Annotated in this window: 21 protein-coding genes and 1 pseudogene; 13 read left to right on the top strand and 9 right to left on the bottom strand. The window is 73.8% G+C overall.

Annotated features, from left to right (window positions below):
- The 5 genes and pseudogenes from C8054_RS04535 to C8054_RS04515 form a co-directional block, all read right to left on the bottom strand.
- Positions 1-367 (bottom strand): annotated as a pseudogene (locus C8054_RS04535) (ATP-binding protein); the annotation flags it as partial.
- 67 nt (positions 368-434) lie between these two features.
- Positions 435-1,610 (bottom strand): alanine--tRNA ligase-related protein, encoded by a 1,176-nt coding sequence (locus C8054_RS04530; protein ID WP_107155429.1) that lies wholly within the window; start codon positions 1,608-1,610, stop codon positions 435-437.
- Between the two features lie 345 nt (positions 1,611-1,955).
- Positions 1,956-3,365: a glycosyltransferase gene (locus tag C8054_RS04525; protein ID WP_107155449.1), complete on the bottom strand. Its 1,410-nt coding sequence runs from the start codon at positions 3,363-3,365 to the stop codon at positions 1,956-1,958.
- 194 nt (positions 3,366-3,559) lie between these two features.
- Positions 3,560-4,699, bottom strand: a complete 1,140-nt coding sequence (locus tag C8054_RS04520; RefSeq protein ID WP_107155428.1) for an acyl-CoA desaturase — start codon at positions 4,697-4,699, stop codon at positions 3,560-3,562.
- Between the two features lie 12 nt (positions 4,700-4,711).
- Positions 4,712-5,803 carry a ferredoxin reductase gene (locus tag C8054_RS04515; RefSeq protein ID WP_107155427.1) on the bottom strand — a complete coding sequence of 364 codons (1,092 nt, stop codon included), beginning with the start codon at positions 5,801-5,803 and terminating at the stop codon, positions 4,712-4,714.
- Between the two features lie 83 nt (positions 5,804-5,886).
- Here C8054_RS04515 and C8054_RS04510 point away from each other — a divergent pair, with 83 nt between their 5' ends.
- A complete protein-coding gene (locus C8054_RS04510) occupies positions 5,887-7,116 on the top strand; it encodes a CdaR family transcriptional regulator (protein ID WP_107155426.1) in 1,230 nt (409 codons plus the stop codon).
- A 133-nt stretch (positions 7,117-7,249) separates the two neighbouring features.
- Positions 7,250-8,254 carry a nitroreductase gene (locus C8054_RS04505; protein ID WP_107155425.1) on the top strand — a complete coding sequence of 335 codons (1,005 nt, stop codon included), beginning with the start codon at positions 7,250-7,252 and terminating at the stop codon, positions 8,252-8,254.
- Here the strand turns inward: C8054_RS04505 and C8054_RS04500 are convergent.
- Complete coding sequence (locus tag C8054_RS04500) at positions 8,226-8,534, bottom strand: hypothetical protein (protein WP_146179867.1); 309 nt, start codon at positions 8,532-8,534, stop codon at positions 8,226-8,228. The genes C8054_RS04505 and C8054_RS04500 overlap by 29 nt on opposite strands.
- Positions 8,535-9,411: 877 nt before the next feature.
- On the opposite strand from C8054_RS04500, the gene C8054_RS04495 reads away from it, so the two are divergent.
- From C8054_RS04495 to C8054_RS04460, 8 genes are read left to right on the top strand one after another with little or no spacing between them, the layout of a single operon-like run.
- Positions 9,412-10,725 (top strand): DegT/DnrJ/EryC1/StrS aminotransferase family protein, encoded by a 1,314-nt coding sequence (locus C8054_RS04495; RefSeq protein ID WP_107155423.1) that lies wholly within the window; start codon positions 9,412-9,414, stop codon positions 10,723-10,725.
- On the top strand, positions 10,722-11,915 hold the full coding sequence (locus C8054_RS04490; RefSeq protein WP_233219492.1) for an MFS transporter: 1,194 nt from the start codon (positions 10,722-10,724) through the stop codon (positions 11,913-11,915). Before C8054_RS04495 ends, C8054_RS04490 begins: the two co-directional genes overlap by 4 nt.
- Positions 11,912-12,877 (top strand): sulfotransferase, encoded by a 966-nt coding sequence (locus tag C8054_RS04485; protein ID WP_107155422.1) that lies wholly within the window; start codon positions 11,912-11,914, stop codon positions 12,875-12,877. Before C8054_RS04490 ends, C8054_RS04485 begins: the two co-directional genes overlap by 4 nt.
- A 5-nt stretch (positions 12,878-12,882) precedes the next feature.
- Positions 12,883-13,713, top strand: coding sequence for an SDR family NAD(P)-dependent oxidoreductase (locus tag C8054_RS04480; protein ID WP_107155447.1), 831 nt, complete (start codon positions 12,883-12,885; stop codon positions 13,711-13,713).
- A 30-nt stretch (positions 13,714-13,743) separates the two neighbouring features.
- On the top strand, positions 13,744-14,583 hold the full coding sequence (locus C8054_RS04475) for a class I SAM-dependent methyltransferase (protein WP_107155421.1): 840 nt from the start codon (positions 13,744-13,746) through the stop codon (positions 14,581-14,583).
- Positions 14,584-14,597: 14 nt separating this feature from the next.
- Complete coding sequence (locus tag C8054_RS04470; RefSeq protein WP_107155420.1) at positions 14,598-15,476, top strand: family 3 encapsulin nanocompartment shell protein; 879 nt, start codon at positions 14,598-14,600, stop codon at positions 15,474-15,476.
- Positions 15,477-15,488: 12 nt separating this feature from the next.
- On the top strand, positions 15,489-16,766 hold the full coding sequence (locus tag C8054_RS04465) for an FAD-binding oxidoreductase (RefSeq protein WP_107155419.1): 1,278 nt from the start codon (positions 15,489-15,491) through the stop codon (positions 16,764-16,766).
- A complete protein-coding gene (locus tag C8054_RS04460; protein ID WP_107155418.1) occupies positions 16,766-17,464 on the top strand; it encodes an aspartate/glutamate racemase family protein in 699 nt (232 codons plus the stop codon). The genes C8054_RS04465 and C8054_RS04460 overlap by 1 nt, the downstream gene beginning before the upstream one ends.
- A 94-nt stretch (positions 17,465-17,558) precedes the next feature.
- On the opposite strand, the gene C8054_RS04455 is transcribed toward C8054_RS04460, so the two are convergent.
- Complete coding sequence (locus C8054_RS04455) at positions 17,559-17,822, bottom strand: hypothetical protein (protein ID WP_107155417.1); 264 nt, start codon at positions 17,820-17,822, stop codon at positions 17,559-17,561.
- Between the two features lie 17 nt (positions 17,823-17,839).
- Positions 17,840-19,621 carry an N-acetylglutaminylglutamine amidotransferase gene (locus tag C8054_RS04450; protein ID WP_107155416.1) on the bottom strand — a complete coding sequence of 594 codons (1,782 nt, stop codon included), beginning with the start codon at positions 19,619-19,621 and terminating at the stop codon, positions 17,840-17,842.
- 156 nt (positions 19,622-19,777) lie between these two features.
- Here C8054_RS04450 and glnA point away from each other — a divergent pair, with 156 nt between their 5' ends.
- Positions 19,778-21,202, top strand: a complete 1,425-nt coding sequence (gene glnA / locus C8054_RS04445; RefSeq protein WP_107155415.1) for a type I glutamate--ammonia ligase — start codon at positions 19,778-19,780, stop codon at positions 21,200-21,202.
- Between the two features lie 94 nt (positions 21,203-21,296).
- The gene (locus C8054_RS04440) at positions 21,297-22,463 is read left to right on the top strand and encodes a glutamate--cysteine ligase (RefSeq protein WP_107155414.1); all 1,167 of its coding nucleotides are present in this window, start codon (positions 21,297-21,299) and stop codon (positions 22,461-22,463) included.
- A gap of 18 nt (positions 22,464-22,481) precedes the next feature.
- Here the strand turns inward: C8054_RS04440 and C8054_RS04435 are convergent, their stop codons facing one another.
- Positions 22,482-23,309: a PIG-L family deacetylase gene (locus tag C8054_RS04435; RefSeq protein WP_107155413.1), complete on the bottom strand. Its 828-nt coding sequence runs from the start codon at positions 23,307-23,309 to the stop codon at positions 22,482-22,484.
- A gap of 73 nt (positions 23,310-23,382) precedes the next feature.
- On the opposite strand from C8054_RS04435, the gene C8054_RS04430 reads away from it, so the two are divergent.
- Positions 23,383-24,099, top strand: a complete 717-nt coding sequence (locus tag C8054_RS04430; protein ID WP_107155412.1) for a hypothetical protein — start codon at positions 23,383-23,385, stop codon at positions 24,097-24,099.

The following is a 24,099-nucleotide window of genomic DNA, read 5'->3' as shown; positions in this document are numbered from 1 at the left end:
CGAGGCGGCGGGTCGCCTCCGCGGCGGCCCGGCCCACCGCGGCGGCCGGGCCGTCGACGGCGCTGGCGGCGAGCCGCTCGGCGAGCAGCAGGCCGACCGGGCCGGCCAGGCCGAGGGCGAGCAGGCCGGCCGGGGCGGCCTCCACCCGCAGGTACGCCTCGAAGCGGTGCGCCGGCCGCCCGTCGACGGTGTCGGCGCGCACGGTGCAGCGGACCTCCCGCACCGGGGCGGGGAAGTCGGTCCCGGCCAGCAGTTCCACCGGCCCGTCCTGGGCGGCGGTCAGCAGCCCGGCCGGGTCGGCGATGTGCACCTCGGCGCCGAGCAGCGGCACCGTCTCCTCGTCCGGCCGCACGTCGTACCCGGTCATGGGGCCTCTTCCCTCGCGGCGATGTCTGCACCGAGTCTGGCACCGGCCGGGCCAAGCGGCCAACCGCTCAGCCGGCGTCGGCGAGCAGCGCGTCGACCAGGTCGCGGGGCAGCCCGTGGGTGTCGTGCAGCCAGTGGTAGTCGGGTTCGGTCAACGGGCCGCGCGCCCGGACCCGCTCGACCAGCGGCCGGCCGCGCCGCAGCAGCCCCCGGAACCGGTGCTCCTCGTCGCGCAGCACCGCCCGCAGCGGGCCGGGCTGGACCGGCTGGCGGAACCGGCGCAGCGTGTCGTCGAATCCGGTCAGCGGCAGCTCGTCCAGGCTCCGCGTCGGGTCGTCGCGCCACAGCACGGTCAACGCGCGGCGCAGCAGCCGCCGCAGCACGTACCCGCGGCCGGTGGCGCCCGGGCGTACCCCGTCGCCCAGCACGACCACCGCGGACCGCAGGTGGTCGGCGACCACGCGCAGGTCCGCGCCGCGCAGGCCCCACCGGTCGCCGACCGCGCCCACCCACGGGCGCAGCCCGTCGCCGGTGAACACGGACCGGTCACCACGCAGCACCATCTCCAGCCGTTCCAGGCCCATGCCGGTGTCGATGCTGGACAGCGGCAGCGGCGTGAGCCGGCCGTCGGGGTGCCGGTGGTGTCGCATCTGCACGTGGTTCCACACCTCCACCCAGCGGTCGTCGCCGCTCGGGGTGCCGGTGGGCGGGTCGTCACCGGTCCACACGAAGATCTCCGAGTCCGGGCCGCACGGGCCGGTCGGGCCGTTGGACCACCAGTTGTCCGCGCCGAGCGCCTCCACCGGCACGCCGAGCGTGGTCCAGGTGGCGCGTGCCGTCTCGTCCGGCCCGAGGCCGTGGTCGTCGCCGCCGAAGACCGTCGCGTGCAGCTTTCCCGGCGCGATGCCGTAGCCGTCGGTGAGCAGGTCGAAGCCCCAGCGCAGGCTGGTCGCGATGTCGTAGTCGCCGAGCGACCAGGAGCCGAGCATCTGGAACACGGTCAGGTGGGTCCGGTCGCCCACCTCGTCCAGGTCGGTGGTGCGCAGGCACCGCTGCACGTTGACCAGGCGGCGTCCGCCGGGGTGCGGGCGCCCCAGCAGGTACGGCGTGAGCGGATGCATGCCGGACGTGGTGAACAGCACCGGGTCGCCGGGCGGCGGCACCAGGGAACTCTCCGGCGCGTCGGAGTGGCCGAGGCGATGGTGGTGCTCGACGAAGGTACGGATGATCTCGTCGGGTGTCATGGCGGGTGCCTTCCGGGTACGGGCGACCGGACGGCCCACCCGACGGTGGCCGTGACACACGACGACGCCGGCGGACCGTCTCCGGTCGCCGGCGTGGGATGGGGCAGGTCAGGCGGCGGCAACCGGCGAGCGGGAAGCTCGCGCGGCCGCGGCGGTGATCGATCGCCTGCTCTGCATACCGCCAACGCTATCCCACCCGCCCTCCCCCGCCCACCTCATTTCCCCCACCACCCGCCCCGCCCTCGCCCGCCCTCGCCCGCCCCCGCCCGCCCCCGCTCCGCGCTGATTCACGGAAAGAGTGGCTATTCAGCCTTTGACAGCAACGCTTTCCGTGAATCAGCGCACTCAGGGAAGGGGGGTGGGGGTGAGCAGGTGGTGGTAGAGGGTGGTGAGGCGGTCGGCCTGGGCCTCCCAGGTCCAGGTGGACAGCGGCGAGTCCGGGCCGTCGTAGGCGGCGCGGTAGCGGGCCGGGTCGGCGAGCACCGCCCGGACCGCCCGGGCCAGGTCGGCGGCGTCCCGGGCACGGAACACCTCACCCTGGCCGGTGGCCCGGACCGTGTCGGCCATGGTGCGGACGTCGCTCACCACGATCGGCAGCCGCGCGTGCGCGTACTCGAAGAACTTGGTGATCAGCGCGATCTCGTGGTTGGGCCAGTGGTGCAGCGGGATGAGCCCGACGTCGGCGGCGGCGAGGAACGCGACGAGCTGCCGGTGCGGCACGTACGGCAGCACGTGCACCCGGTCGGCCACGCCGTGCCGGGCGGCCCGCGCCACGACCTCCCGGACGTAGCCGGCGGCCGGGTCGGCGACGACCAGGGCCAGGTGTACGCCGGGCAGCCGGGGCAGCGCCTCGACCACGGTGTCCACCCCGCGCTGGACGGCCATCGCCCCGCTGTAGACCAGCAGCGGGGTGCCGGCGGCCAGGCCGCAGCGGGCCCGGAGGTCGGGTGCGTCCCGGTCGTCCGCCTCGCCCGCGTCGGCCGGGACGGACCCGGCCCCGGTGACCGGTTCGGCAGCCATGACCGGGTCGGCGGCGGTGACCGGCGCGTTGAGCACGACGGTGGGGCGTTCGGGCAGGGCGTGGTCGCGGACCAGCAGGTCGGCGAGCGTGTCGGAGACGGTGACGACCGCGTCGGCGTGGCCGACGTACTCGCGGACGTAGCCGAGGTGGGCGGGCAGCCAGCGGGCGTTGTCGCGGCGGGGCCGGGCGCCGGGCAGCCACTCGTGGGCGTCCCAGACCAGCTTCACGGCGCGGCCCCGGTCCCGGGCCCGGTCGACCACGCGGGCTGCCACCCCGAGCATCCGGAAGTCGTGCGCGTGGATCAGGTCCGGGCGTAGCGCGTCGACGACCGGGCCGGCGACCCGCTCGTAGTCCCAGAGGCCCGGCTCCAGCCGACGCCAGGCCCGGTCACCGAGCCGGGCCCGCCAGTAGCGGACCTGGGCGTGCTCCACCGGCCGGCGGGCCAGCCGGGCGGCGCGCAGCGGCAGACCACCCCGGGCCACCAGACGCCGCCGCAGACCGGACATCCCGCCCACCGCCCGAGGCACGTCTCCCTGCTGACCAGGGGCGACGGGTCGGGTGTCGCGGGGGGCGTCGAGCGGCAGCACGCGTACCTCGGCGTCGCCGAGTCGCCAGCGACGCTCGGCGTCGACCCGGGCGCAGCCGAGCAGCGTGACGTCCCAGCCGGCGTCGGCGGCGGACCGGGCGGCCTTCTGCACCCGCGAGTCACCCTCGACCGCGTTGTCGACGAGCATCACCACCCGCCGGCCGGCGGCCGGCGGCGTCGCGGCGTCGTACGGCATCAACGACCACACCCCCCTCAGCTCGACGGCGCGAGTGTACGGGGGTCGGCGACCGCCACGAAGTGCGCGGAAGCCGCGCTGAGCTGGGCGGACACCGGTTGTGCAGGCGCCGGCGGGCGGAAGTTCACCCACCGTGCACCGGTCGGTCAGGCCGCGCCGGAGGGGACCAGCGGGCCCGGGGCGACCGGCTGCCGGCGGTCGCGCCGGTTGGGCAGCGACAGGCGGATCACCTTCCACCAGGCGGAGGCGACCTGCTTGGGCAGCGGGCCGGTGGTGTACCGCAGCCCGTACCTGTCGAACAGCGCCCGCACCTGCGGGGCGATCTCCTGGTAGCGGTTGCTCGGCAGGTCCGGGAACAGGTGGTGCTCGATCTGGAACGACAGGTTGCCGGTCATGATGTGCAGCAGGCGGGGGCCGCTGATGTTGGCCGAGCCGAGCATCTGCCGCAGGTACCACTCGCCGCGCGTCTCGCCCTCGATGGAGGTCTTCTCGAACGTCTCCACGCCGTTCGGGAAGTGCCCGCACATGATCACCGAGTGGCTCCACACGTTGCGGATCAGGTTCGCGGTGAACGTGGCGGCGAACGTGGACAGGAACGACGGGCCGGAGAGCAGCGGGTGCACCACGTAGTCCTTGAGCACCTGCTTGCGGATCTTGCGGCCGACCGCCTTGGCCCTGGCCCGGAACTTCGGGTCCTTGAGCCGCTTCTGCTTGAGGTGGTCGCCCAGCTCCAGGTCGTACGCGGCGATGCCGTACTCGAAGAAGGCGGCGTTGAGCAGGTTCCACACCGGCTGGCCCAGGTGCATCGGGTGCCACGGCTGGTCCTCGTCCACGCGCATGATGCCGTACCCGAGGTCGTTGTCCTTGCCGACCACGTTGGTGAAGCGGTGGTGCAGCTCGTTGTGCGACTGCTTCCACTGGTCGGCCGGGGAGACGTGGTCCCAGTCCCAGGTGGTCGAGTGGATCTTCGGGTCGCGCATCCAGTCCCACTGGCCGTGCAGGACGTTGTGCCCGATCTCCATGTTGTCGAGGATCTTGGCGACGGTGAGGCCGGCCGTGCCGACGATCCAGGCCGGCGGGAACAGCGAGAACAGCAGCACCGCGCGACTGCTGATCTCCAGCGTCCGCTGGGTCTTGATCACCTTGCGGATGTAGCGGGCGTCGCGCTCCCCCCGGTCGGCGATGACCCGGTCCCGGATCGCGTCCAGTTCCTTGCCGATGATCTCGATGTCCTCGGCGCTCAGGTGGGCGATCGGGTTGTCGGCCTTCTTCTGGATCACGGTCACGTCGGTGGCTCCTCAGAGTTCGATGTCGCAGGTACCGGCGGCCGCCGAGATACAGGTCTGGATCCGCACGCCGTCACCCGGCACGGCCGTGGTGACGTCGCCGTTGCGCAGGTCGCGTACCGCGCCCTGCCGCAGCGGCACGACGCAGCCGTAACAGATCCCCATCCGACAGCCCGAGGGCATGAGCACCCCCGCGTTCTCCCCCGCGTCGAGCAGGGTGGTGGCGCCGTCGGCCGCGACGGTCACCCCCGCCCCGGTGAACGTCACCGTGCCGCCGTCGCCCGGCGTAACCACCGTAGGACGGAACCGCTCGGTGTGCAGCCTGTCGGGGCAGCCGCGCGCCGCCCAGTGCGTCTCCGCCGCGTCCAGCAAGCCGACCGGGCCGCAGGCCCAGGTGTGCCGCTGGGCGTGGTCGGGTACCAGGTCGTCCAGCTCGGCCACGTCGAGCAGGCCGGAGGTGGCGGTGTGTCGCTCGACCAGCCGCACCGCGCCCCGGTCGGCCAGCGCCCGCAGCTCCGCGCCGAAGATGACGTCGTTGCGGGTGGGCGCCGAGTGCACCAGCACCACGTCGGCCCGTTCGGTGAGCCCGGCCCGCAGCATCCCCATGACCGGGGTGATGCCGCTGCCGGCGGTGAGGAACAGCACGCGCTCCGGCGTCGCGGTGGGCAGCACGAAATCGCCCTGCGCCTGGTCGAGCTGGACGATCGTGCCGGGCCGGATCCGGCGGACCAGGTGGTTGCTGACCTTGCCGTCCGGGATCGCCTTGACCGTCACGCTGATCCGGCCGTCCGCCGCCCCCGGCGCCGAGGTGACCGAGTACGCGCGCCACTGGCGTACGCCGTCGACGTCCACGCCGAGGCGCACGTACTGCCCCGGCAGGTGGCCGTGCCAGCCGCGACCCGGCTGGATCACCAGCGTCGCCGCGTCGCGGGTCTCCGGCCGGACCGCGACGATCCGGCCGCGCAGCGGGGCGCCCGCGCGCAGCGGCGCGATCATGTCCAGGTAGTCGCCCGGCAGCAGCGGGGTGGTGACCGTGCCGGCCAGCCGCAGCAGCCTGTCCCGGAAGGACGCCTTCTGGGGGCGGCGGGGCGCAGTTGTGGTCATATGACCAGCGTGGCTGCGGAATCGCATAACATCTTGACCAGCAAAGGTGAAAAGGTCACGGGTTTTTGTTCGAAGGGAACAACATGACGCAGGAGACCGGGACCGGCGCGCGGGCCGCCCATCTCGATCTCGACGCCGGCGTCGCGGCGCTGCTGCGCGACCGGCTGCCCATGGTCGCCGAGCGGACGGTCAGCGCGATCACCGCCGAGGTGACGGACTACTCCGGCGCGCTCACCGGCACCATGCGGGAGAAGATCGAGAACGCGGTACGCATCGCGCTCGGCACGTTCCTCCAGCTCATCGAGGGTACCCAGGCGTTCGACCCGAGCACTCCCCTGGCCCCCGCGCTGGAGGCCGCGTACGCGCTGGGCAGCGGCGAGGCACGGGCCGGGCGGAGCATGGACGCGCTGCTGGCCGCGTACCGGGTGGGTGCCCGGGTGGCCTGGCGGGAGGTCTCCACCACCACGGTCCGCAGCGGGCTGGCCGCCGAGACGGTGGCCGAGTTCGCCGAGCTGATGTTCGCGTACATCGACGAGCTGTCCGCGGCCAGCGTGGCCGGGCACGCCGACGAGCTGGCCAGCGCCGGCCGGGTCCGCCGCCGCGACCTGGAACGGCTCACCCAGCAGCTGCTCGCCGGCGAGCCGGAGGAGTCGCTGCGGCGCAGCGCGGAACGGGCCGACTGGCCGCCACCCCAGACGCTGACCGTGGTGCTGCTGCCCCGCCGGCACCTGCGCGCGGTGCTCGCCCTGCTCGGCCCGCAGACGTTGGAGAGCGGCGAGGACCTGCCCGGCATGAACCCGGCCGAGGAGCTGGCCGTGCTGCTCGTGCCGGACGCGCACGGCGGACGACGCCGGCAACTCGTCCGGCTGCTGCACGGGCACCGGGCGGTGCTGGGCCCGGCCCGCCCCTGGCACCGGGTCGCCGCGTCCTACCAGCGGGCCACCCGGGCGCTCACGCTCGGCCTCGGCGAGCCGGACGCCGGGCCGGTCGACACCGAGTGTCACCTTTCCGCGTTGCTGCTCAGCATGGACCCGGAAGCGCTTGCCGACCTGCGCACCCAGGCCCTCGCGCCGCTCGCCGCGCTTCCCCCGGCCACCGCGCACCGGCTCGCCGAGACGCTGCGGTCCTGGCTGCTGCACCAGGGCCGGCGTGACGACGTGGCGGCGGACCTGTTCGTGCACCCGCAGACCGTCCGCTACCGGATGGGCAAGCTCCGCGAGCTGTTCGGCGACCGCCTGCACGACCCCGCCACCATCCTCGACCTGACCATCGCCCTCGCTGTCCCACCCACGCAAGGCGGGGCCCCCGCTTGACGCCTCCGGCAGAGCAGGGGCCCCTGTTGACACTCGGGACGCAGGGTCCCGGTCGGTCGGGCCCTCCGACCCTGGCCCGGGGGCACGGCGGCCGGCAACCTCGGAAGGGGACGAGCAACGAGGAGGCGCCGCCATGGACCGGTCATCGACGCGTACCGAACAGAACCCGACGGTACGGGTGCTGGAGGCGGCAGCCCGGCAGTCCCTGCACGCCCCCTCGGTGTTCAACACCCAGCCGTGGCGCTGGCGGGTCAGCGCGGACGCGCTGGAGCTGCGTACGGACCCGGGCCGGCAGCTCGCGCACACCGACCCGGACGGTCGACTGCTGGTCCTGAGCTGTGGCGCGGCGCTGCACCACGCCCGGGTCTCGCTCGCCGCCGCCGGCTGGACGGTCGACGTCGAGCGGCTGCCCGACCGGGCGGACCCGACGCTGCTCGCCCGGCTGCGCACCACCGGCCCGACCGCCCTGGACGTGCCGGCCGGCCGGCTGGTCGACGCGATCCCGCGCCGCCGCACCGACCGGCGCGCGTACGGCGACCGCCCGGTCCCGGAACCGGTGCTGGCCCGGCTCGGGGACGCGGTCGAGGCCGAGGGCGCGCACCTGCACGTGGTCCGCCCGGACCAGATGCCGATGCTGGCGGTCTCCACCGGCCGCGCCGCCGATGCCGAGCTGGCCGACCCGGCGTACCGGGAGGAGTTGCGCCGCTGGACCAATCGCCCGGCGGGCAGCGGCGACGGCGTGCCCACCGCCACCGCGGTCCGGCCCGCGCCACGGCGGGTGCCGCTGCGTGACCACGCTCCCGGTGGGGCGGCCGGGCTGACCGTCGGCGCGGACTTCGACCGGGGCGCGGCGTACCTGATCCTGTTCGGTGAGCGCGACGACCCGGCGGCCTGGCTGCGCGGCGGCGAGGCGCTGTCGGCGCTGCTGCTCACCGCCACCGCCGAGGGCCTGGCCAGCGCGCCGCTCAGCGACGCGATCGAGCTGGCCTGGCCGCGCCGGATGATGCGTGACCTGCTCGCCGGCATCGGCGAGCCCTACCTGGTGGTGCGCGTCGGCTGGGGACCGGACGCCGACCTGCCGCCGGCCCCGCGCCGCGCGCCGGCCGACGTCATCGAGGTGGCGGCGCCGGCGGAGTGACCTGCCCGGCGTCACCACGCGCGCCGCGTGCCGGACCACGGAACGCCGTCCAGAGGTTGAACCCGACGATCGCGACGACGGCCACCGCCCATGGGACGAGGAACGCGACCGGCCGGCCGTCCCGGGCGAACCGGGGCAGGGCCACGCCCAGCAGCACCGCGCCGAACACGGCCGAGGCGACGGCCATCACCCGCCGCGCCCGCCGGCCGGGCCGGCCGGGGGCCGGACGCTCGTCGGCGGCCGCCGGCCGGCCGCCGCAGGCGCGACGCACCGTGGTCACGACGACCGTGGCCGCCACCACCACCCAGAGGACGGAGAACCACGCGGTGACGCTCTCCCAGTCGGCGGGCCACCGCCTGCGGGTCGGGCCGGCACACGCGGATCGGCCGCGGACACCACTCGTCGCGCACCGTCGCCATGACCACATCCGGTGAGCGAATCGGAGTGGCACAGCGCGCCGGCAGGCGGACGCCACAGTGTCCTCGCCCGAGAGCACGGCGCCAAGAACCGCGACCCTCGAGTGGTGACGTTCAGTGATATCGCTGCACCCATCCGCCGAACTACTCAGCGTGATCACAGATTGGACGCGGTACTGAGCGTCGCCTCGCGGCATATCGCGCTGAACAGGTAATGTCCTCCAGCGCTACCGGTCGTCGGCATGCATCGCTCGGCCCTTTGCTCTGCACACACGGGCGCAGCGGTAGCGTTCGGTCACCGATGCGTTGATGGCTGCAGAGCAAAGGGGTGCCACGGTGGTAGACCATCCTCGCCCCCGCCATCACCCTGGGTGACGCAAGAGCAGCGTTCGCAGGCGCCCCGGCCGGTCCATGCCGGACACCACCCCCGCCGGACCGGGCGGCACGGGCCGCGCCGGCGGTGTCGGCGAGCGCCCACCAGGAACTATTCCTTATTGTCCACTGTCACTGTCCGCAACCCTTGTGCACATTCCCAATCGCATGTTGACGGCTGCCAGTCCGGCGGCAATCATGATGGTCACTGGATCCACCTAACGCCAATGTCGGATCTGGTGGCTTTTCCCACCCCTCGACGGGATCGCGCCGGACGCGAGATTCCGCCGGGCGACCATGCCCGGCGCGCGCTCGGTAAATCCTATCGACGGAATAGGAAATCCACCGCTCGCCTCGAGGAGTCCGCCGGTGAACGGGAACAACGACGCTCCCGCGGCGAGCCGGCCCAGGCCGGCCTCGCACAGCGCTGAGCTGGAAGAACCGCTCGCACTGCACGGCGGCCGGCCGGTGCGGGACACGCCGTGGCCCACCTACGACAAGGGCGCGGTATTCGTGCACCCCGACGACGAGGACGCCGCAATTCGGGCCATTCGCAGCCATCTCTACTTCCGATACGACCATCGCGCGCAGAAAGAAACCGAATGCGGGCGGTTCGAGGACGAACTGTGCCGTTATTTCGGCACCCGGCACGCCCTCGCCGTTTCCAGCGGCACGGCCGCACTTGCCCTCGCCCTGATGGGCGCCGGGGTGCCGGCCGGGTCATTGGTCGCCTGTCCCGGATTCACTTTCGTCGCCACTCCGAGCGCCATTGTGCTGGCCGGGTGCCGGCCATTACTGGTGGAGGTCGACGACGACCTGCGGATGGACCTCGACGATCTGCGCCGCCGCTGGCGACCGGACATCCGGGCCATCATGGTCGTCCACATGCGCGGCTTCGCCGCCGACGTCGAGGCCTTGGCCGCCTTCGCCGCCGAGATGGGCGTGCCGCTCATCGAGGACGCCGTGCCGGCGCTCGGCGCCGAACTCAACGGCCGCAAGCTCGGCACGTTCGGCGCCGCCGGGGCGTTCAGCACCCAGTCCGACAAGGCGCTCAACTGCGGCGAGGGCGGCTTTCTGATCACCGACGACAGCACGCTGTTCGCCCGGGCGGTCGCGTTGTCCGGGGCGTACGAGGGGCGGCTGCGCCGGCACTTCCCGGACGGCGAACCGCCGCTCACCGGCCTGGACCTGCCGCTGCTCAGCCTCCGGATGGACGAGATCCGGGCGGCCCTGCTGCGCGCCGAACTGACCCGGCTGCCGCAGCGACTGACCCTGTTCCACCGCAACTACGCGCACGTCTCGCAGGCCCTGGCCGACCTGCCCGGCATCGCGGTGCGGCGGCCGGTCGCGCCCGGGGCGTACCTCGGGGAGGCGTTCGTGTTCCGCGTGCCCGGCGGCGACGCCGGCTGGTTCGCCCGGGCGCTGCGGGCCGAGGGGATCGACGCCCGCAACATCGGCGCGGACGACGACCTGAACGTCCGCGCGTTCTGGAACTGGCGCTTCCTCTATGACACCGCGGACCCGGGACAGATCCGGGCGACGCTGCCACGCACCGCGCGACTGCTCACCGAGACCGTCGACGTGCCGCTGTCGTCGAACCTCACCCCGGACGACTGCGACGACCTGATCCGCGCGGTCCGCAAGGTGGCCGCCGCCCGCGAGACCGTGCTGGCCCGGCCATGACCGGCGCGCCCCTGACCGACGCCGGCGCCGAGGAGAAGCCGCTGCCCCGGCGGGCGCTGGTCGGCCTGCTCGGCGGGCTCTTCGCCGGCTACCTCGGGTTGACCGCGGTCATCCCGGTGCTGCCCGGCTTCCTGCGCGAGCGGCACGGCGCCGGCGACCTCACCGTCGGCGTGGTGGTCACGGTGACCGCGGTGACCGCGCTGCTGGTCCGTCCGGTCGCCGGCGCGCTCGCCGACCGGCACGGCCACCGCACCGTGATGCTGACCGGTGCGCTCGTGGTGGCCGCCGGCGGGCTGCTCTACCTGGCGCCGCTGGGCGTGCCGGCGTTGGTGGCGGTCCGGCTGCTGGTCGGCGCCGGCGAGGCGGCGCTGTTCACCGCCGGGGCGGTGTGGATCGTCCAACTCGCCCCGCACCACCGGCGCGGCCAGCTCATCGGCCTGTACGGGGTGAGCATGTGGGGCGGCATCTCCGCCGGCACGTTCCTCGGCGCGACCGTGCAGCAGGCCGGCTACCCGGCGGTGTGGGTGCTCAGCGCCGCCGCGCCGGCGGCCGGCGCCGTGCTCGTCGCACTGGTGCCGGCCCCACCGCGTACCGCGCCGGCGGCCAAGGGTGGGGGCCTGCTGCTGCGCCCCGCGCTGCTGCCCGGCGTGGCGCTGACGTTCGGCGCCGCCGGGTACGCCGGCCTGGCCGCGTTCGTGGTGCTGCACCTGGACGCCCGCGGCATCGGGCACGGCGTGGTGGTGCTGAGCTGTTTCAGCGCCGTCTACGCCGGCACCCGCCTGATCATCGGGCACCTGCCCGACCGGCTCGGCCCCCGGCGGGTGGCCACCTGGTGCGGGGTGGGCGAGGCGGTCGGCCTGCTGGTCATCGCGGTCGCCCCGAACCTTGCGGTGGCGGTGGTCGGCAGCGTGGTGATGGGCGTCGGGTTCTCGCTGCTGCACCCGTCGCTGGCGCTGATGGTGATGAACCGCACCGATCCGGCGCGGCAGGGCGCGGCGATCGGCGCGTACACGTCGTTCTGGGATCTCGGTCTGGCGGTGTGGGGGCCGGCGACCGGGCTGGTCGCGGCCGGGTTCGGCTACCCGGCGGTGTTCGTCGCCGGCGCGGCCGGCGCGGCGGTGGCCGCCGCGATGGCGTTGCGCATCGGCCGGCCCGTCGGCAGCGAGACGCCGATGGAGGTACGGGCATGAGCGCTCCCGTGACCGTGCTCAGCGTCACCGGCTGGTGCCGCAACGGCAGCACCATCATCGGCAACGTCCTCGGCGAGGTGCCCGGCGTGGCGCACGTCGGTGAACTGCACTTCCTGTGGAAGAACTCGACCGGGCGCGGCGTCAACGACCGCTGCGGCTGCGGCGAGGCGCTGACCGCCTGCCCGCTGTGGTCGGCGGTGCTGCCGGTCGGCCGCCCGGCCGGCGTGTCGGCCGACGCGCACGCCGCCGAGGTGATCCGGCGGCAACGCGCCCGGCTGCGGACCCGGCACACCTGGCGGGTGCTGCGCCGGGGCGCGTCCGACGCGGACACCCGCGCGCACGCCGACCTGCTCGGCGCGGTCTACCGGGAGGTGGCCGCGCGCACCGGCGCCCGCGTGATCGTGGACAGCACCAAGATCCCGGGTGAGTCGGCCCTGCTGCCGCACGTGCCCGGCGTCGAACCGTACTGGCTGCACCTGGTCCGCGATCCGCGCGCGGTGGCGCACTCGTGGCGGGAGCCGAAGGAGTACGTCTACGCCATGTCGGCGGCGCGCAGCACCGCGTACTGGCACGGGTTCAACCTGGCCTCGGCGGCGATCAACCGCCGGCACCCCGACCGGTCGATGCTGCTGCGGTACGAGGACTTCGCCGCCGATCCGGCCGGCACGGTCGACGCGCTGCTGCGGCTGGTCGGCGTCGACCCGGCCGGCAACCCGGTCCACGACCGGACCGTCGCGCTGCGCGGCAACCACACGGTCACCGGCAACCCGGACCGGTTCCGGACCGGCCCGACCGTCATCCGGGACACCGACGACGGGTGGCGGCGGACGCTGACCGGCCGGCAACGGCTGGCCGTGGCGGCGCTGGCCTGGCCGTTGTCCACCCGCTACGGCTACCGGTCCGACGCAACGGCCCGGACGCATCCCGGCGCGGCGGCCCGCGTCGGCGAGACGGAGAGGTGACGGACGTGGATCTGGGGCTCAAGGGGCGGGTGGCGCTGGTCGCCGGCGGCACCAGCGGCATCGGGCTGGCCTGCGCGAGGGAGTTCGCCGCCGAGGGCGCGCACGTGGCGGTCTGCGGCCGGGACCCGGCACGCCTGGCCGCGGCCGAACGGGAACTGGCGTCGGTGGCCACCGGACGGGTCAGCGCCACCGCCGTGGACCTCACCGACACGGCCGCCGCCGCCCGCTGGATCGACGACGTCGCCGCCGACCTGGGCGGGACGGACGTGCTGCTGGTCAGCGGCGGCAGCCCGCCGGTCGGCACCGCCGCCGGGTTCGGCGTCGAGGACTACCGGGCGGCCGTCGAGCGGGTGCTGCTGCCCGCGGTCGCGGTGTCGACGGCCGCGCTGCCGCACATGCGCGCCGCCGGCTGGGGCCGGCTGCTGCTGGTCGCCTCCGAGACCGCCTGCGTGCCGATCGGTCCGCTGGTGCTGTCCGGGGTGACCCGGGCGGCGCTGGTCCGCTTCGCGCAGGGGCTCGCCGTCGACGTGGGCCGCGACGGCATCACCGTGAACGTGCTCGCGCCCGGCGGTGTGCGTACCCCGCCGATGGAACGCGCGGCGGCGCGGCTGGCCGGCGCGGACGGCGACGTGGAGGCGCGGCTGGCCGCGATGGGTCACCACAGCGCGCTCGGCCGGCTGGCCCGTCCCGAGGAGGTGGCCGCGATGGCCGCGTTCCTGGCCAGCGAGCGGGCGTCGTACGTGACCGCCGGCGTGCACCTGATCGACGGCGGCGCCGCCGCCACCGGCCCCGACCTGCCCCACCTGACCGGCGTCCGCAAGGACACCTACGCCTGATCCACCCGACCGCCGCACGAGGGAGTGCCCATGTCGACGACCAGCCAGTTCACCGAGCGGGACGTCTCCGAGTTCTTCGACCAGACCACGCAGACGTACCTCAGTTTCTGGGACAGCGAGGGCGTGCTGCACACCGGCTACTTCGCCGGGGACGACGACACCGACTACCACGCGGCGGCGGACCGGACCTCGGACATCCTCGCCGACGACGCCGGCATCGACGCCTCCTCGAACGTGCTCGACGTCGGGTGCGGCTGCGGCAACTTCCTGCTGCGGCTGGCCGGGCGCACCGGGTGCCGGGGCGAGGGGCTGGACCTGAGCATCGAGCGGGTGCGCTTCGCCGAGCAGCGGCGCGCCGAGCGGGGCGCCGGGCTGGACGTCCGGTTCCGGCACGGCTCGGCCACCGCCATGCCGTACGCCGACGGCACGTTCACGCACGTGGTCAGCCAGGACGCGCTGTTCCTGGTGCCGGAGAAGCCGCGCAGCCACGCCGAGATGTTCCGGGTGCTCGCGCCGGGCGGGGTGCTGGCGGTCTCCGACTTCCTCCAGCCGACCGAGCGGATCGGCGAGGCGGCCCGCCGGCACGTCTACGACCGGGTGCGCTGGAACGGCGGCTACTCGCTGGACGGCTACCGCGAGGCGCTGGCCGAGGCCGGGTTCGTGGACGTGGTGGCTCGCAGCCTGGACGCGCACATCCGGCAGACGTACCGGGTGCTGGGCCGCACCGCCCGGGAGCGGGCGGACGGCACGGCGGACGAGGCGGCGCGGACCTGGATCCTCGGCTTCGCCGAGTCGTGCGACGAGATCCAGGCGGCGATCGACCGGGGCGAGTTCGGCTGGGGCATGTTCGTCGCCCGCAAGCCGGCCTGAGGAGGGGGCGACACATGCAGCAGCGGACCGACACCGTGAAGCGGACCATCGCCGAGGTGGTCGCCGAGCGGAAGACCCAGATGTCGCCCGGCGCGACGTTCGTCGAGGCGTTCGCCAAGGACGGCTTCGACACCAGCGTCGACTACGACGTCACGATCACCGACTCGCTGACCAGTTCCCGGCGCAAGCCGCGCTACCCGTCCCGGAACATGCTGAAGGTGGTGGACCTGTCCCGGGACCCGCAGGACTTCTACTGGCACGAGAGCCCGCCCCGACCGGACGATCCGGCGGTCGACGGCGCGGACCTGCGCCGGGAGGCGGCCAACCACTTCCACCGCTCCCCCATCCCGCCGCTGCTCACCACCACCGCGTGGGTGCAGGTGCCGGACACGCTGTGGGAGGACCCGGTCAGTTTCGCCCAGTTCATCGACTACCGGCTGGTGGTGCGGCTGGCCACCGCCGAGAACCACACCATCCTGCGCGGCGAGGGCGGGCTGCTGGCCATGCCGGACCTGGGCCGGCTCACCGACCCGGGGCCGTTCGCCTCGACCATCCTGTCCGCCTGCAACGAGGTCGAGCAGATGGGCAGCACCGCCGACGGGCTGATCATCAACCCGGCCGACTACTACCGGCTGCTCGGCAGCGGCACGCTGATGCGGGACGTGGAGGAGAACGGCGTCTTCATCGTGCGTACCCGGCTGGTCGACCCGGGCACCGCGATCGTCGGCGACTTCGGCCACGGCGCGTTGCTGTTCGACGCCGGCCGGTCCACGATCGGGTTCGCCGAGCCGCCGCCGGGCACGTTCGCCGAGCCGGGGGTGGCGTTGCGCGCGGAGATCTGGGAACGGGTCGTGGTCAACCTGCCCACCTGCTTCTTCGTCGTGACGATCTGACCGGCGGCGACGATGACGACGCCCGCCCGCGCCGACCCCGACGTCCTGGTCATCGGCGCGGGCATGGTCGGGCTGTGCTGTGCCTGGTTCCTGCGCCGCGCCGGCCACACCGTGACGGTGGTCGACCGGGGCGAGGTCGGGGACGCGGCGGCCTGCTCGGCGGGGAACACCGGCTTCGTCGGCACCCAGGGCTCGGCGCCGCTGGCCGAGCCGGGGGTGCCGGCCAAGGGCATCCGCTGGCTGTTCAGCCCGGAGAGCCCGTTCTCGGTCCGGCCCCGGCTGGATGCCGCGCTGCTGGCCTGGCTGTGGCAGTTCCGCCGGCACTGCACCGAGCGGCACGCCCGCGCCGGCTTCGAGACGCTGCTCGCGCTCAAGCAACGCAGCCTGGCGCTGCTGCGCGGGATGTGCGCCGAGGACGAGCTGGCCGGCACGCTCACCGAACGCGGCATGATCCTGGCCTGCCACACCGAGCAGGGGTACGCGCAGGCGCGTCGCACGATCCGCGCGGCGACCGCCCGCGGGGTGCCGCTGCGCGACCTGGGCCGGGCGGAGCTGGCCCGGCTGGAGCCGGGGGTCGACTTCGCGGTGGCCGGCGCGCTGCTCAACGAGGAGGGCGCGGCGCTGCGCATCCCGGCGTTCCTGGTCGGTCTCGCCGAGGCGTTGCGGGCCCGCGGCGTGGAGATCGTCACCGGCGCCGAGGTGCGCGGTTTCGAGACGACCGGCCGTCGGGTGCGGACGGTGCGGACCGCCCGGGGCGACCTGCGCGCGAGCGAGGTGGTGGTGGCCGCCGGGGTGTGGTCGACGGCGTGCGCCCGGATGCTCGGCGTCGGGCTGACGCTGCAACCGGCCAAGGGCTACACCGTCACGCTCCCGGCCGGGCCGGGCACGCCCACCCGGCCGGTGCTGCTCAGCGAGGGCAAGGTCGCGGTGATGCCGCTGGGTGACCGGGTACGCGTCGGCGGCACGCTGGAGCTGTCCGGGCTGGACGCCTCGATCTCGCCGCGCCGGGTGGACGGCATCCTGCGTACCGCCCGGCGTTACCTGCCGGCGCTGGACACCGGCCGGCGACTCGACGTGTGGAGCGGGCTGCGCCCGTGCACGCCGGACAGTCTGCCGCTGATCGGCCGGGCCGGCGGCTGGGACAACGTCAGCGTGGCCACCGGTCACGGGCACATCGGGATGGGGCTGGCCCCGGCCGGCGGTGAGCTGCTCGCCCAGCTCGTCACCGGCGTGGCACCGACCCTGCCGGCGCGGACGTTCGCGCTGGACCGCTTCCGGAGGGGGAGCTGATGGGCGACCGACCGGAGATCGGGGTGCTCTGCCTCGACACCAGCTTCGACAAGATTCCCGGGCACATCCGCAACCCGGCCACGTTCGACTTCCCGGTGCGCTACCGGGTGGTGGAGGGGGCCACGCCGCAGCGGCTGGTCCGCGACGCCGACCCGACGCTGCTGGCGCCGTTCGTCGACGCGGCCCGGGACCTCCAGGCCGCCGGCGTCGCCGGCATCACCGGGGCGTGCGGGTTCCTGGTGCTGTTCCAGGCCGAGCTGGCCGCCGCGGTGGACGTGCCGCTGTGGTCGTCGAGCCTGGTGCAGCTGCCGATGGTGCACCGGATGGTCGGGCGTACCGTCGGGCTGCTGGTCGCCGACGAGGCGGCGCTGACGCCACGGCACCTGGCGGCGGTCGGCGCGGCGGACGTGCCGGTCGCGGTCACCGGCATGGCCGGGCAGCCGGAGTTCCGTGAGGTGATGCTCCAGGGGCGGCGGGACGCGCTCGACGTGGACCGGCTGGCCGCCGAGGTGGACGACCGGGTGGACGCGCTGGCCCGCGCCCACCCCGACCTGGGCGCGCTGGTGATCGAGTGCACCGACCTGGTGCCGTTCGCCCACCGGATCCAGGCGCGGCTCGGCGTGCCGGTGTTCGACATCGTCACGCTCACCACGATGGCGTACGCGACGCTCACCCGCCGCCCCTACGCGCCGTCCTAGGCGTCCCGCCCCCTGTTTCCCGGAAAGAGTGGCTTTCAGGGCCCGGATGGCCACTCTTTCCGGGAAACAGGGCGGGATGAGGGGCGCGGGGCGCTCAGACCGGGGGGATGCCGGAGCGACCGATGGCCGACATGTCGCCGCCGCCGATCTCGCTGGTCGCCGTCGGTGGAGGCGGTGCGGTCGTCTCGGTGCGGTCCTCGATGCAGGCGTCGCCGAGCCCGTGCATCAGCTCCCCGATCGCGGCCAGCGCCGAGCCCTTGTCCGGACAGGGGCGGCCGGTGGCGAGCACCTGGCCGTCGCCGCCCAGCACCGTGAAACCGACCCGGCCGTCGGTCTCGCTCTCGATGACGAACTTCACCGCGCTCCCCCCGCCGCTCAGACGCCGTGCGACTGGAGCCACAGCTCCAGCAGACCCAGTTGCCACAGCTTGTTGCTGCCGGCGGCGGCCTGCGCCCGGTCCGGCTCGGCGAGCAACTCGTCCACGTAGGCCCGACGGAACAGGCCACGCCGGCGGGCCTCGGGCGCGTCGAGCGCCTCGATCACCAACTCCCGCACCGGGCCGTCGACGTTGCGCAGCGCCGGCACCGGGAAGTAGCCCTTGGGCCGGTCGATGACCTCGGCCGGCAGCACCTCCCGGGCCACGTCCTTGAGCACGCCCTTGCCGCCCCCTGCCAGTTTGTGCTCGGGAGGGCAGGCGGCGGCGAGCGTCACCAGGTCCTGGTCGAGGAAGGGCGTGCGCACCTCCAGCCCCCAGGCCATGCTCATGCTGTCGACCCGTTTGACCGGGTCGTCGGGGAGCATCAGGTGGGTGTCCAGGCGCAGCACCGCGTCCACCGCGGTCTCCGCGCCCGGCGCGGCCAGTTCCGCGGCGACCAGCTCGCCGCTGACGTCGGCGTCGCAGGCGTACGCCGGGTCGACCACCCGGTTCAGCTCGGCGTGGTCGCGGTCGAAGAACGCGGCGGTGAACTCCGCGGCGGCGTCGGCGCGGGCCGCCTGCGCGAGCCGGTGGTGGTAGCCGTAGCCGGCGAACACCTCGTCGGCGCCCTGCCCGGACTGCGCCACCTTCACGTGTCGGGCGACCTGCTCGGAGAGCAGGTGGAAGGCCACCACGTCGTGGCTGCCCATTGGTTCGGTCATGGCCGCCACGGTGGCGCGGACGGCCGGGCCGAGGTCGCCGTCGGCGAGGCGGATGCGGTGGTGGTCGGTGTCGAAGGTGCGGGCGACCAGGTCGGAGTAGTGGAACTCGTCGCCGGACTCGTCGCCCCGGCTGTCGAAGCCGATGCTGAACGTCTGGAGGTGGTGCTGCCCGGCCCCGTCGAGCAGCGCGACGATCATGCTGGAGTCGAGGCCGCCGGAGAGCAGCACCCCGACCGGCACGTCGGCGACCAGCCGACGGCGTACCGCGGTGCGCAGCGCGTCTCCGATCGCGGCCCGCCAGTCGCCGGCGTCCATCCCGTCGTGGGCCGGGTCGCGCTGGTAGTCAGGCCGCCAGTAGACGTGTTCGCGGGTGCTCCCGTCGGCCTCCACCACCCGGACGGTGGCCGGCGGGAGCTTCCGCACGCCGCGCAGGATGGTGCGCGGCGCCGGCACGATCGAGTGCCAGGACAGGTAGTGGTGCAGCGCGACCGGGTCGATGCCGGTGTCCACGTCGCCGGCGGCCAGCAGGGCCGGCAGGGTGGAGGCGAACCGCAGCCGGCCGGGTGACTCGGCGAGGTAGAGCGGCTTGATGCCCAGCCGGTCCCGGGCCAGCACGAGGCGGCGGCGCCGCCGGTCCACCAGCGCGACGGCGAACATGCCGACCAGGTGGTCGACGAACCGTTCGCCCCACTGGGCGTACGCGACCAGGATCACCTCGGTGTCGCTCGTCGATCGGAAGGTGTGCCCGGCCGCCCGCAGCTCGTCGCGCAGCTCGGGATAGTTGTAGACGCAACCGTTGAAGACCAGGGCGAGCCCGAGGTCGTCCCGGACCATCGGCTGGTCGCCGGTCTCGGTCAGGTCGATCACGGTCAACCGGCGGTGCCCCAGGGTGACCCAGCCGTCGTTCCACCGCCCCTGGCCGTCGGGGCCGCGCGAGCGCATGGCCTCGGTCATCCGGGTCACCGCGCCCGCGTCGGGGGTGGCCCCGTCGAACCGGGCCTCACCGCTGATCCCGCACATGTCGGCGACTACCCGGCGTGTGACCAAGGAAACCCGGGATGGGCGGTTGGCGAGCCGGGGACGACGAGCCGTCGTACGGTGACGGTACGGGCCATGTCCCCGGGCGGTCCGGCCACGGGACGTGGCCGGAGATCAACAACGCTGCCAGGAGGACGTGTGTTCGCCAATTCCGAGGAACTCCTGCGATACCTCAGCAACGAGGACGTGAAGTTCGTCGACGTACGTTTCTGTGACCTGCCCGGCGTGATGCAGCACTTCAACCTGCCGGTCGAGTCCTTCGACGACAGCGTCTTCACCGACGGCCTCGCGTTCGACGGCTCGTCGATCCGCGGCTTCCAGTCGATCCACGAGTCGGACATGCTCCTGCTCCCCGACGTCGCCACCGCGTTCATCGACCCGTTCCGCGCCCAGAAGACCCTCGCGCTCAACTTCTTCGTCCACGACCCGTTCACCCGCGAGGCCTACTCCCGCGACCCCCGCAACGTCGCCAAGAAGGCCGAGGCCTACCTCGCCGCCAGCGGCATCGCCGACACCGCCTACTTCGGCGCCGAAGCCGAGTTCTACATCTTCGACTCCATCCGCCACGAAACCTCCGCCCACCAGTCGTTCTACTACATCGACTCGATCGAGGGCGCCTGGAACACCGGCCGCGTCGAAGAAGGCGGCAACCGCGGCTACAAGACCGCCTACAAGGGCGGCTACTTCCCCGTCCCCCCGGTCGACCACTACGCCGACCTGCGCGACAGCATGGTCCGCCGCATGGTCGACGCGGGCTTCACGGTCGAGCGCTCGCACCACGAGGTCGGCACCGGTGGGCAGTCGGAGATCAACTACAAGTTCTCGACGCTGCTGCGCGCCGCCGACGAACTGCAGCTCTTCAAGTATCTGATCAAGAACGAGGCGTGGGCGCACGGCAAGACCGCCACGTTCATGCCCAAGCCGCTGTTCGGTGACAACGGCTCCGGCATGCACACCCACCAGAGCCTCTGGCGGGGCGGGGAGCCGCTGTTCTACGACGAGACCGGCTACGCCGGCCTGTCCGACACCGCCCGCTGGTACATCGGCGGCCTGCTGCACCACGCCCCCTCGCTGCTGGCCTTCACCAACCCGACCGTCAACTCCTACCGGCGCCTCGTGCCCGGCTTCGAGGCCCCGGTCAACCTGGTCTACTCCCAGCGCAACCGCTCCGCCTGCACCCGCATCCCGGTCACCGGCAGCAACCCCAAGGCCAAGCGCGTCGAGTTCCGCGTCCCCGACCCCTCGGCCAACGTCTACCTCGCCTTCTCCGCGATGATGATGGCCGGCCTCGACGGCATCAAGAGCAAGATCGAACCCCCGGCCCCCATCGACAAGGACCTCTACGACCTCCCCCCGGAGGAGTGGGGCGACGTCAAGCAGGTCCCCGCCTCGCTGTCGCACGCGCTGGAGGCGCTGGCGGCCGACCACGACTACCTGCTCGACGGCGGCGTCTTCACCGACGACCTGATCTCCACCTGGATCGACTGGAAGAACGCCAACGAGGTCGACCCGGTGCGCCTGCGCCCGACCCCGCACGAGTTCGCGATGTACTTCGACTGCTGACGCCGTACCCCGTTCGTCACCGGCACCGCGTGCGGAGCCCGCGGGGTCGGTGGAAACGGCATCCGGGAGGCCACCGGCCTCGTACCGTCGAGACATGGCGCAGCCCCGCGACGACCGGCCCGGAGCGGCGGTGCGGCCGCGACCGACCGACGCCCCGGCGACCGCCGACCCGCTCACGCTCGGGGTGGAAGAGGAGTTCCTGCTGCTGCACCCGGTGACCGGGGAGAGCATGCCGGTCGCCGACCGGGTCCGCGACGCGCTCTCCGGCGTCGCCCGTGCGCAGAGCCGGCAGGAGTTCCGGCACAGCATGGTGGAGATGGTGACCCCGGTCAGCCCCGACCTGGCGTCGCTGCGGGAGCACCTCGTCGCGCTGCGTCGGGCCGCCGCCCGGGCCGCCGACGCGGTCGGGGCGCGGCTGGTGGCGGTCGGGGCGACCCCGGTCTGCGAGGCCCACCGCACGGTGCCCGACGAGCCCCGCTACCACGACATGTCCCGCCGGTTCGGGCCGGTCGCCCACGACCCGGCGGTGTGCGGCTGTCACGTCCACGTCGGGGTGCCCGACCGGGAACTCGCCGTCCGGGTCTGCAACCACCTGCGCCCGTGGCTGCCGGTGGTGCAGGCGCTCACCGTGAACTCGCCGCTGCACGACGGGCGGGACACCGGACACGCGAGCTGGCGCTCGATGCAGCTGGAACGTTGGCCGAGCATCGGGCCCACACCGCACTTCGACTCCGCCGCCGACTACGACGCCACCGTGCAGGAGCTGATCACCGCCGGGATCATGCTCGACGCCGCGATGGTCTACTGGTACGCCCGGCCGTCCGCGTCCTACCCGACCGTGGAGATCCGGGTCGGCGACGTCTGCCCCACCGTCGACGACACCGTGCTCGTCGCCGGGCTGGTCCGGGCGCTGGTCGCCGCCATGATCGACGAGATCCGCGCGGGTGTTCCCGCGCCGCGGATCCGCGACTGCCTGGTCGCCGCCGCGCACTGGCGGGCCGCCCACGACGGTCTCGACGGTGAGCTGGTGGACCTGCGCACCGGCCGGCCCCGGCGGGCCTGGGACCTGGTCGACGAGCTGCTCGCCACCGTCGCGCCCGCGCTGACCCGGCACGGGGACCGGGAGCTGATCATGCGGGAGGCGGAGCGGCTCCGCCGGGACGGCACCGGCGCCACCCGGCAACGCCGGATCATGGCCGACACCGGTGGCGACGTCCGCGCCGTGCTGGCGCATCTGGCCGCGCAGACCACCGCGGCCTGACCGGTGCCGGCCGTGCCGTCAGCGCAGACCGGCGAACAGGTCGTCCTCCGGCGTCGGCGCGCCGGTGGTGTCGCGGACCCGGACGAACGTCTCCGTCCCCATCAGCTCGACGAACCGCTCCTGCCCGAGGCGCAGGAAGAAGATGTTCTCCGCCTGGCTGGCGTGCGTGGCCAGCGAGGCGAACTTCTGCTCCCCGTGGGCCCGGGTGTCCACCCAGGTGGTGATCTCCTCGTCGGGCAGGCCCAGCGCCGGCGTCGAGTCGGTCGCCTCCGGATTCGGAAACTCCACCCCGATCTCCCGCATGACCTTGCCGAACTCCCGGAACGCGCTGCGCGGCACCGTGGTCCAGTAGACCTTCGCCGGGATGCCGGTGCGCTCCACCGCGGCCATCGTGATGCGGTGCGCCTGGATGTGGTCGGGGTGGCCGTAGAAGCCGTTCTCGTCGTAGGTGACCACCACGTCGGGGCGGTAACGCCGGATCAGCTCGGCCAGCCGGTCGGCCGCCTCGGTCACCGGCGTGTTCCAGAACGCGCCGGGCGCGTCGTTGGTGGCCCAGCCCATCATCCCGGAGTCGGCGTAGTCGAGCGTCTCCAGGTGGGTCACCTTCAGCGCCTCGCAACTGGCCACCAGCTCCGCCCGGCGCATCGCCACCACGGCCTGCGGGTCGTGGCCGGCCTCGCCCGGCTTGACGCCGTCGGGGCCGTCGCCGCACCGGCCGTCCGTGCAGGTCACGAGCACTGTCGTGACGCCTTCGGCCGCATAGCGGGCGAGGACGCCGCCGGTGCTCGTCGCTTCGTCGTCGGGGTGCGCGTGCACCGCCATCAGGGTCAGGGATCGCTCAGCCACCCCGTCACCATACGAGCATCCACCGACGCACTAACATTGCCCGGTCCGCAGACGGCGACGGAAGCGAGGCTCGATGGGTTGGCTCCGGCGGTTGCTGGGTGGCGGCGGTGGGGTCGAACTGGACCCCGAACGCCAGCAGACACTGCTGCGGGACGTCCGCCACTCCTACGGCGCGCACGCTCCGATCCGGTTCCCCGAGCAGGTCGACGCGATCGGTCGGCTGCTCGCCGACGACGACGGTCTGGTGGTGGCCGCCGGGATCGTGTGCGAGGCCGCCGAGGAGGCCCACGCCGACCTCCAGTTCCAGGCCCAGGAGGTGTTCCGGCGCACCGGCCGGCGGCTGCTGGTGCACCGACGCAACTACCGGCCCCTGTGGAAGGAGGCCGGTCAGTGGCTGCGCTGGCCACTCGCCGCGCTGCCCAGCGGGCTGCACCCGTACGCGCAGGTGGCCGCCGCCGTCACGGTGGTCGGCGGCCGGGCGAAGCGCCTCGACCGGGTGACCGACCCGCAGCCGTTGGTGACCCGCCTGTTCGAGGTGCTCGACCTCACCACCGCCGGCTGGGAGTTCGGCCGGGTGCGGGTGGACACCGACAGCGCCACGCTGGTCGAGCGGCTCACCGGCACCGCCGCGCAGGTGCTCGCCACCATGGACGATCCGCCCCGGCTGCCGCCGCCGGTCCGCGAGATGATGCGCCGCAACCACAGCATCGACGTGTACGACCCGGCCGCCCCCCGGGTGGTGGGTCGGATCAACCCGGGCGCCCGACTGCGCGAGACGCTGCTGGCTTGA

This window comes from Micromonospora sp. RP3T, assembly GCF_003027925.1.
GTDB lineage: Bacteria > Actinomycetota > Actinomycetes > Mycobacteriales > Micromonosporaceae > Micromonospora.
This window is presented reverse-complemented; position numbering and strand designations above follow the sequence as displayed.

Bases quoted from the DNA above. Each gene is read 5' to 3' on its own strand.
- C8054_RS04460 (WP_107155418.1), top strand. From the start codon at position 16,766: ATGGGCGACCGACCGGAGATCGGGGTGCTCTGCCTCGACACCAGCTTC.
- C8054_RS04475 (WP_107155421.1), top strand. From the start codon at position 13,744: ATGTCGACGACCAGCCAGTTCACCGAGCGGGACGTCTCCGAGTTCTTC.
- C8054_RS04450 (WP_107155416.1), bottom strand. From the start codon at position 19,621: ATGTGCGGGATCAGCGGTGAGGCCCGGTTCGACGGGGCCACCCCCGAC.
- C8054_RS04465 (WP_107155419.1), top strand. From the start codon at position 15,489: ATGACGACGCCCGCCCGCGCCGACCCCGACGTCCTGGTCATCGGCGCG.
- C8054_RS04430 (WP_107155412.1), top strand. From the start codon at position 23,383: ATGGGTTGGCTCCGGCGGTTGCTGGGTGGCGGCGGTGGGGTCGAACTG.
- C8054_RS04530 (WP_107155429.1), bottom strand. From the start codon at position 1,610: ATGACACCCGACGAGATCATCCGTACCTTCGTCGAGCACCACCATCGC.
- C8054_RS04515 (WP_107155427.1), bottom strand. From the start codon at position 5,803: ATGACCACAACTGCGCCCCGCCGCCCCCAGAAGGCGTCCTTCCGGGAC.
- C8054_RS04505 (WP_107155425.1), top strand. From the start codon at position 7,250: ATGGACCGGTCATCGACGCGTACCGAACAGAACCCGACGGTACGGGTG.
- C8054_RS04490 (WP_233219492.1), top strand. From the start codon at position 10,722: ATGACCGGCGCGCCCCTGACCGACGCCGGCGCCGAGGAGAAGCCGCTG.
- C8054_RS04485 (WP_107155422.1), top strand. From the start codon at position 11,912: ATGAGCGCTCCCGTGACCGTGCTCAGCGTCACCGGCTGGTGCCGCAAC.
- C8054_RS04470 (WP_107155420.1), top strand. From the start codon at position 14,598: ATGCAGCAGCGGACCGACACCGTGAAGCGGACCATCGCCGAGGTGGTC.
- C8054_RS04525 (WP_107155449.1), bottom strand. From the start codon at position 3,365: ATGCTCGTCGACAACGCGGTCGAGGGTGACTCGCGGGTGCAGAAGGCC.
- C8054_RS04440 (WP_107155414.1), top strand. From the start codon at position 21,297: ATGGCGCAGCCCCGCGACGACCGGCCCGGAGCGGCGGTGCGGCCGCGA.
- C8054_RS04510 (WP_107155426.1), top strand. From the start codon at position 5,887: ATGACGCAGGAGACCGGGACCGGCGCGCGGGCCGCCCATCTCGATCTC.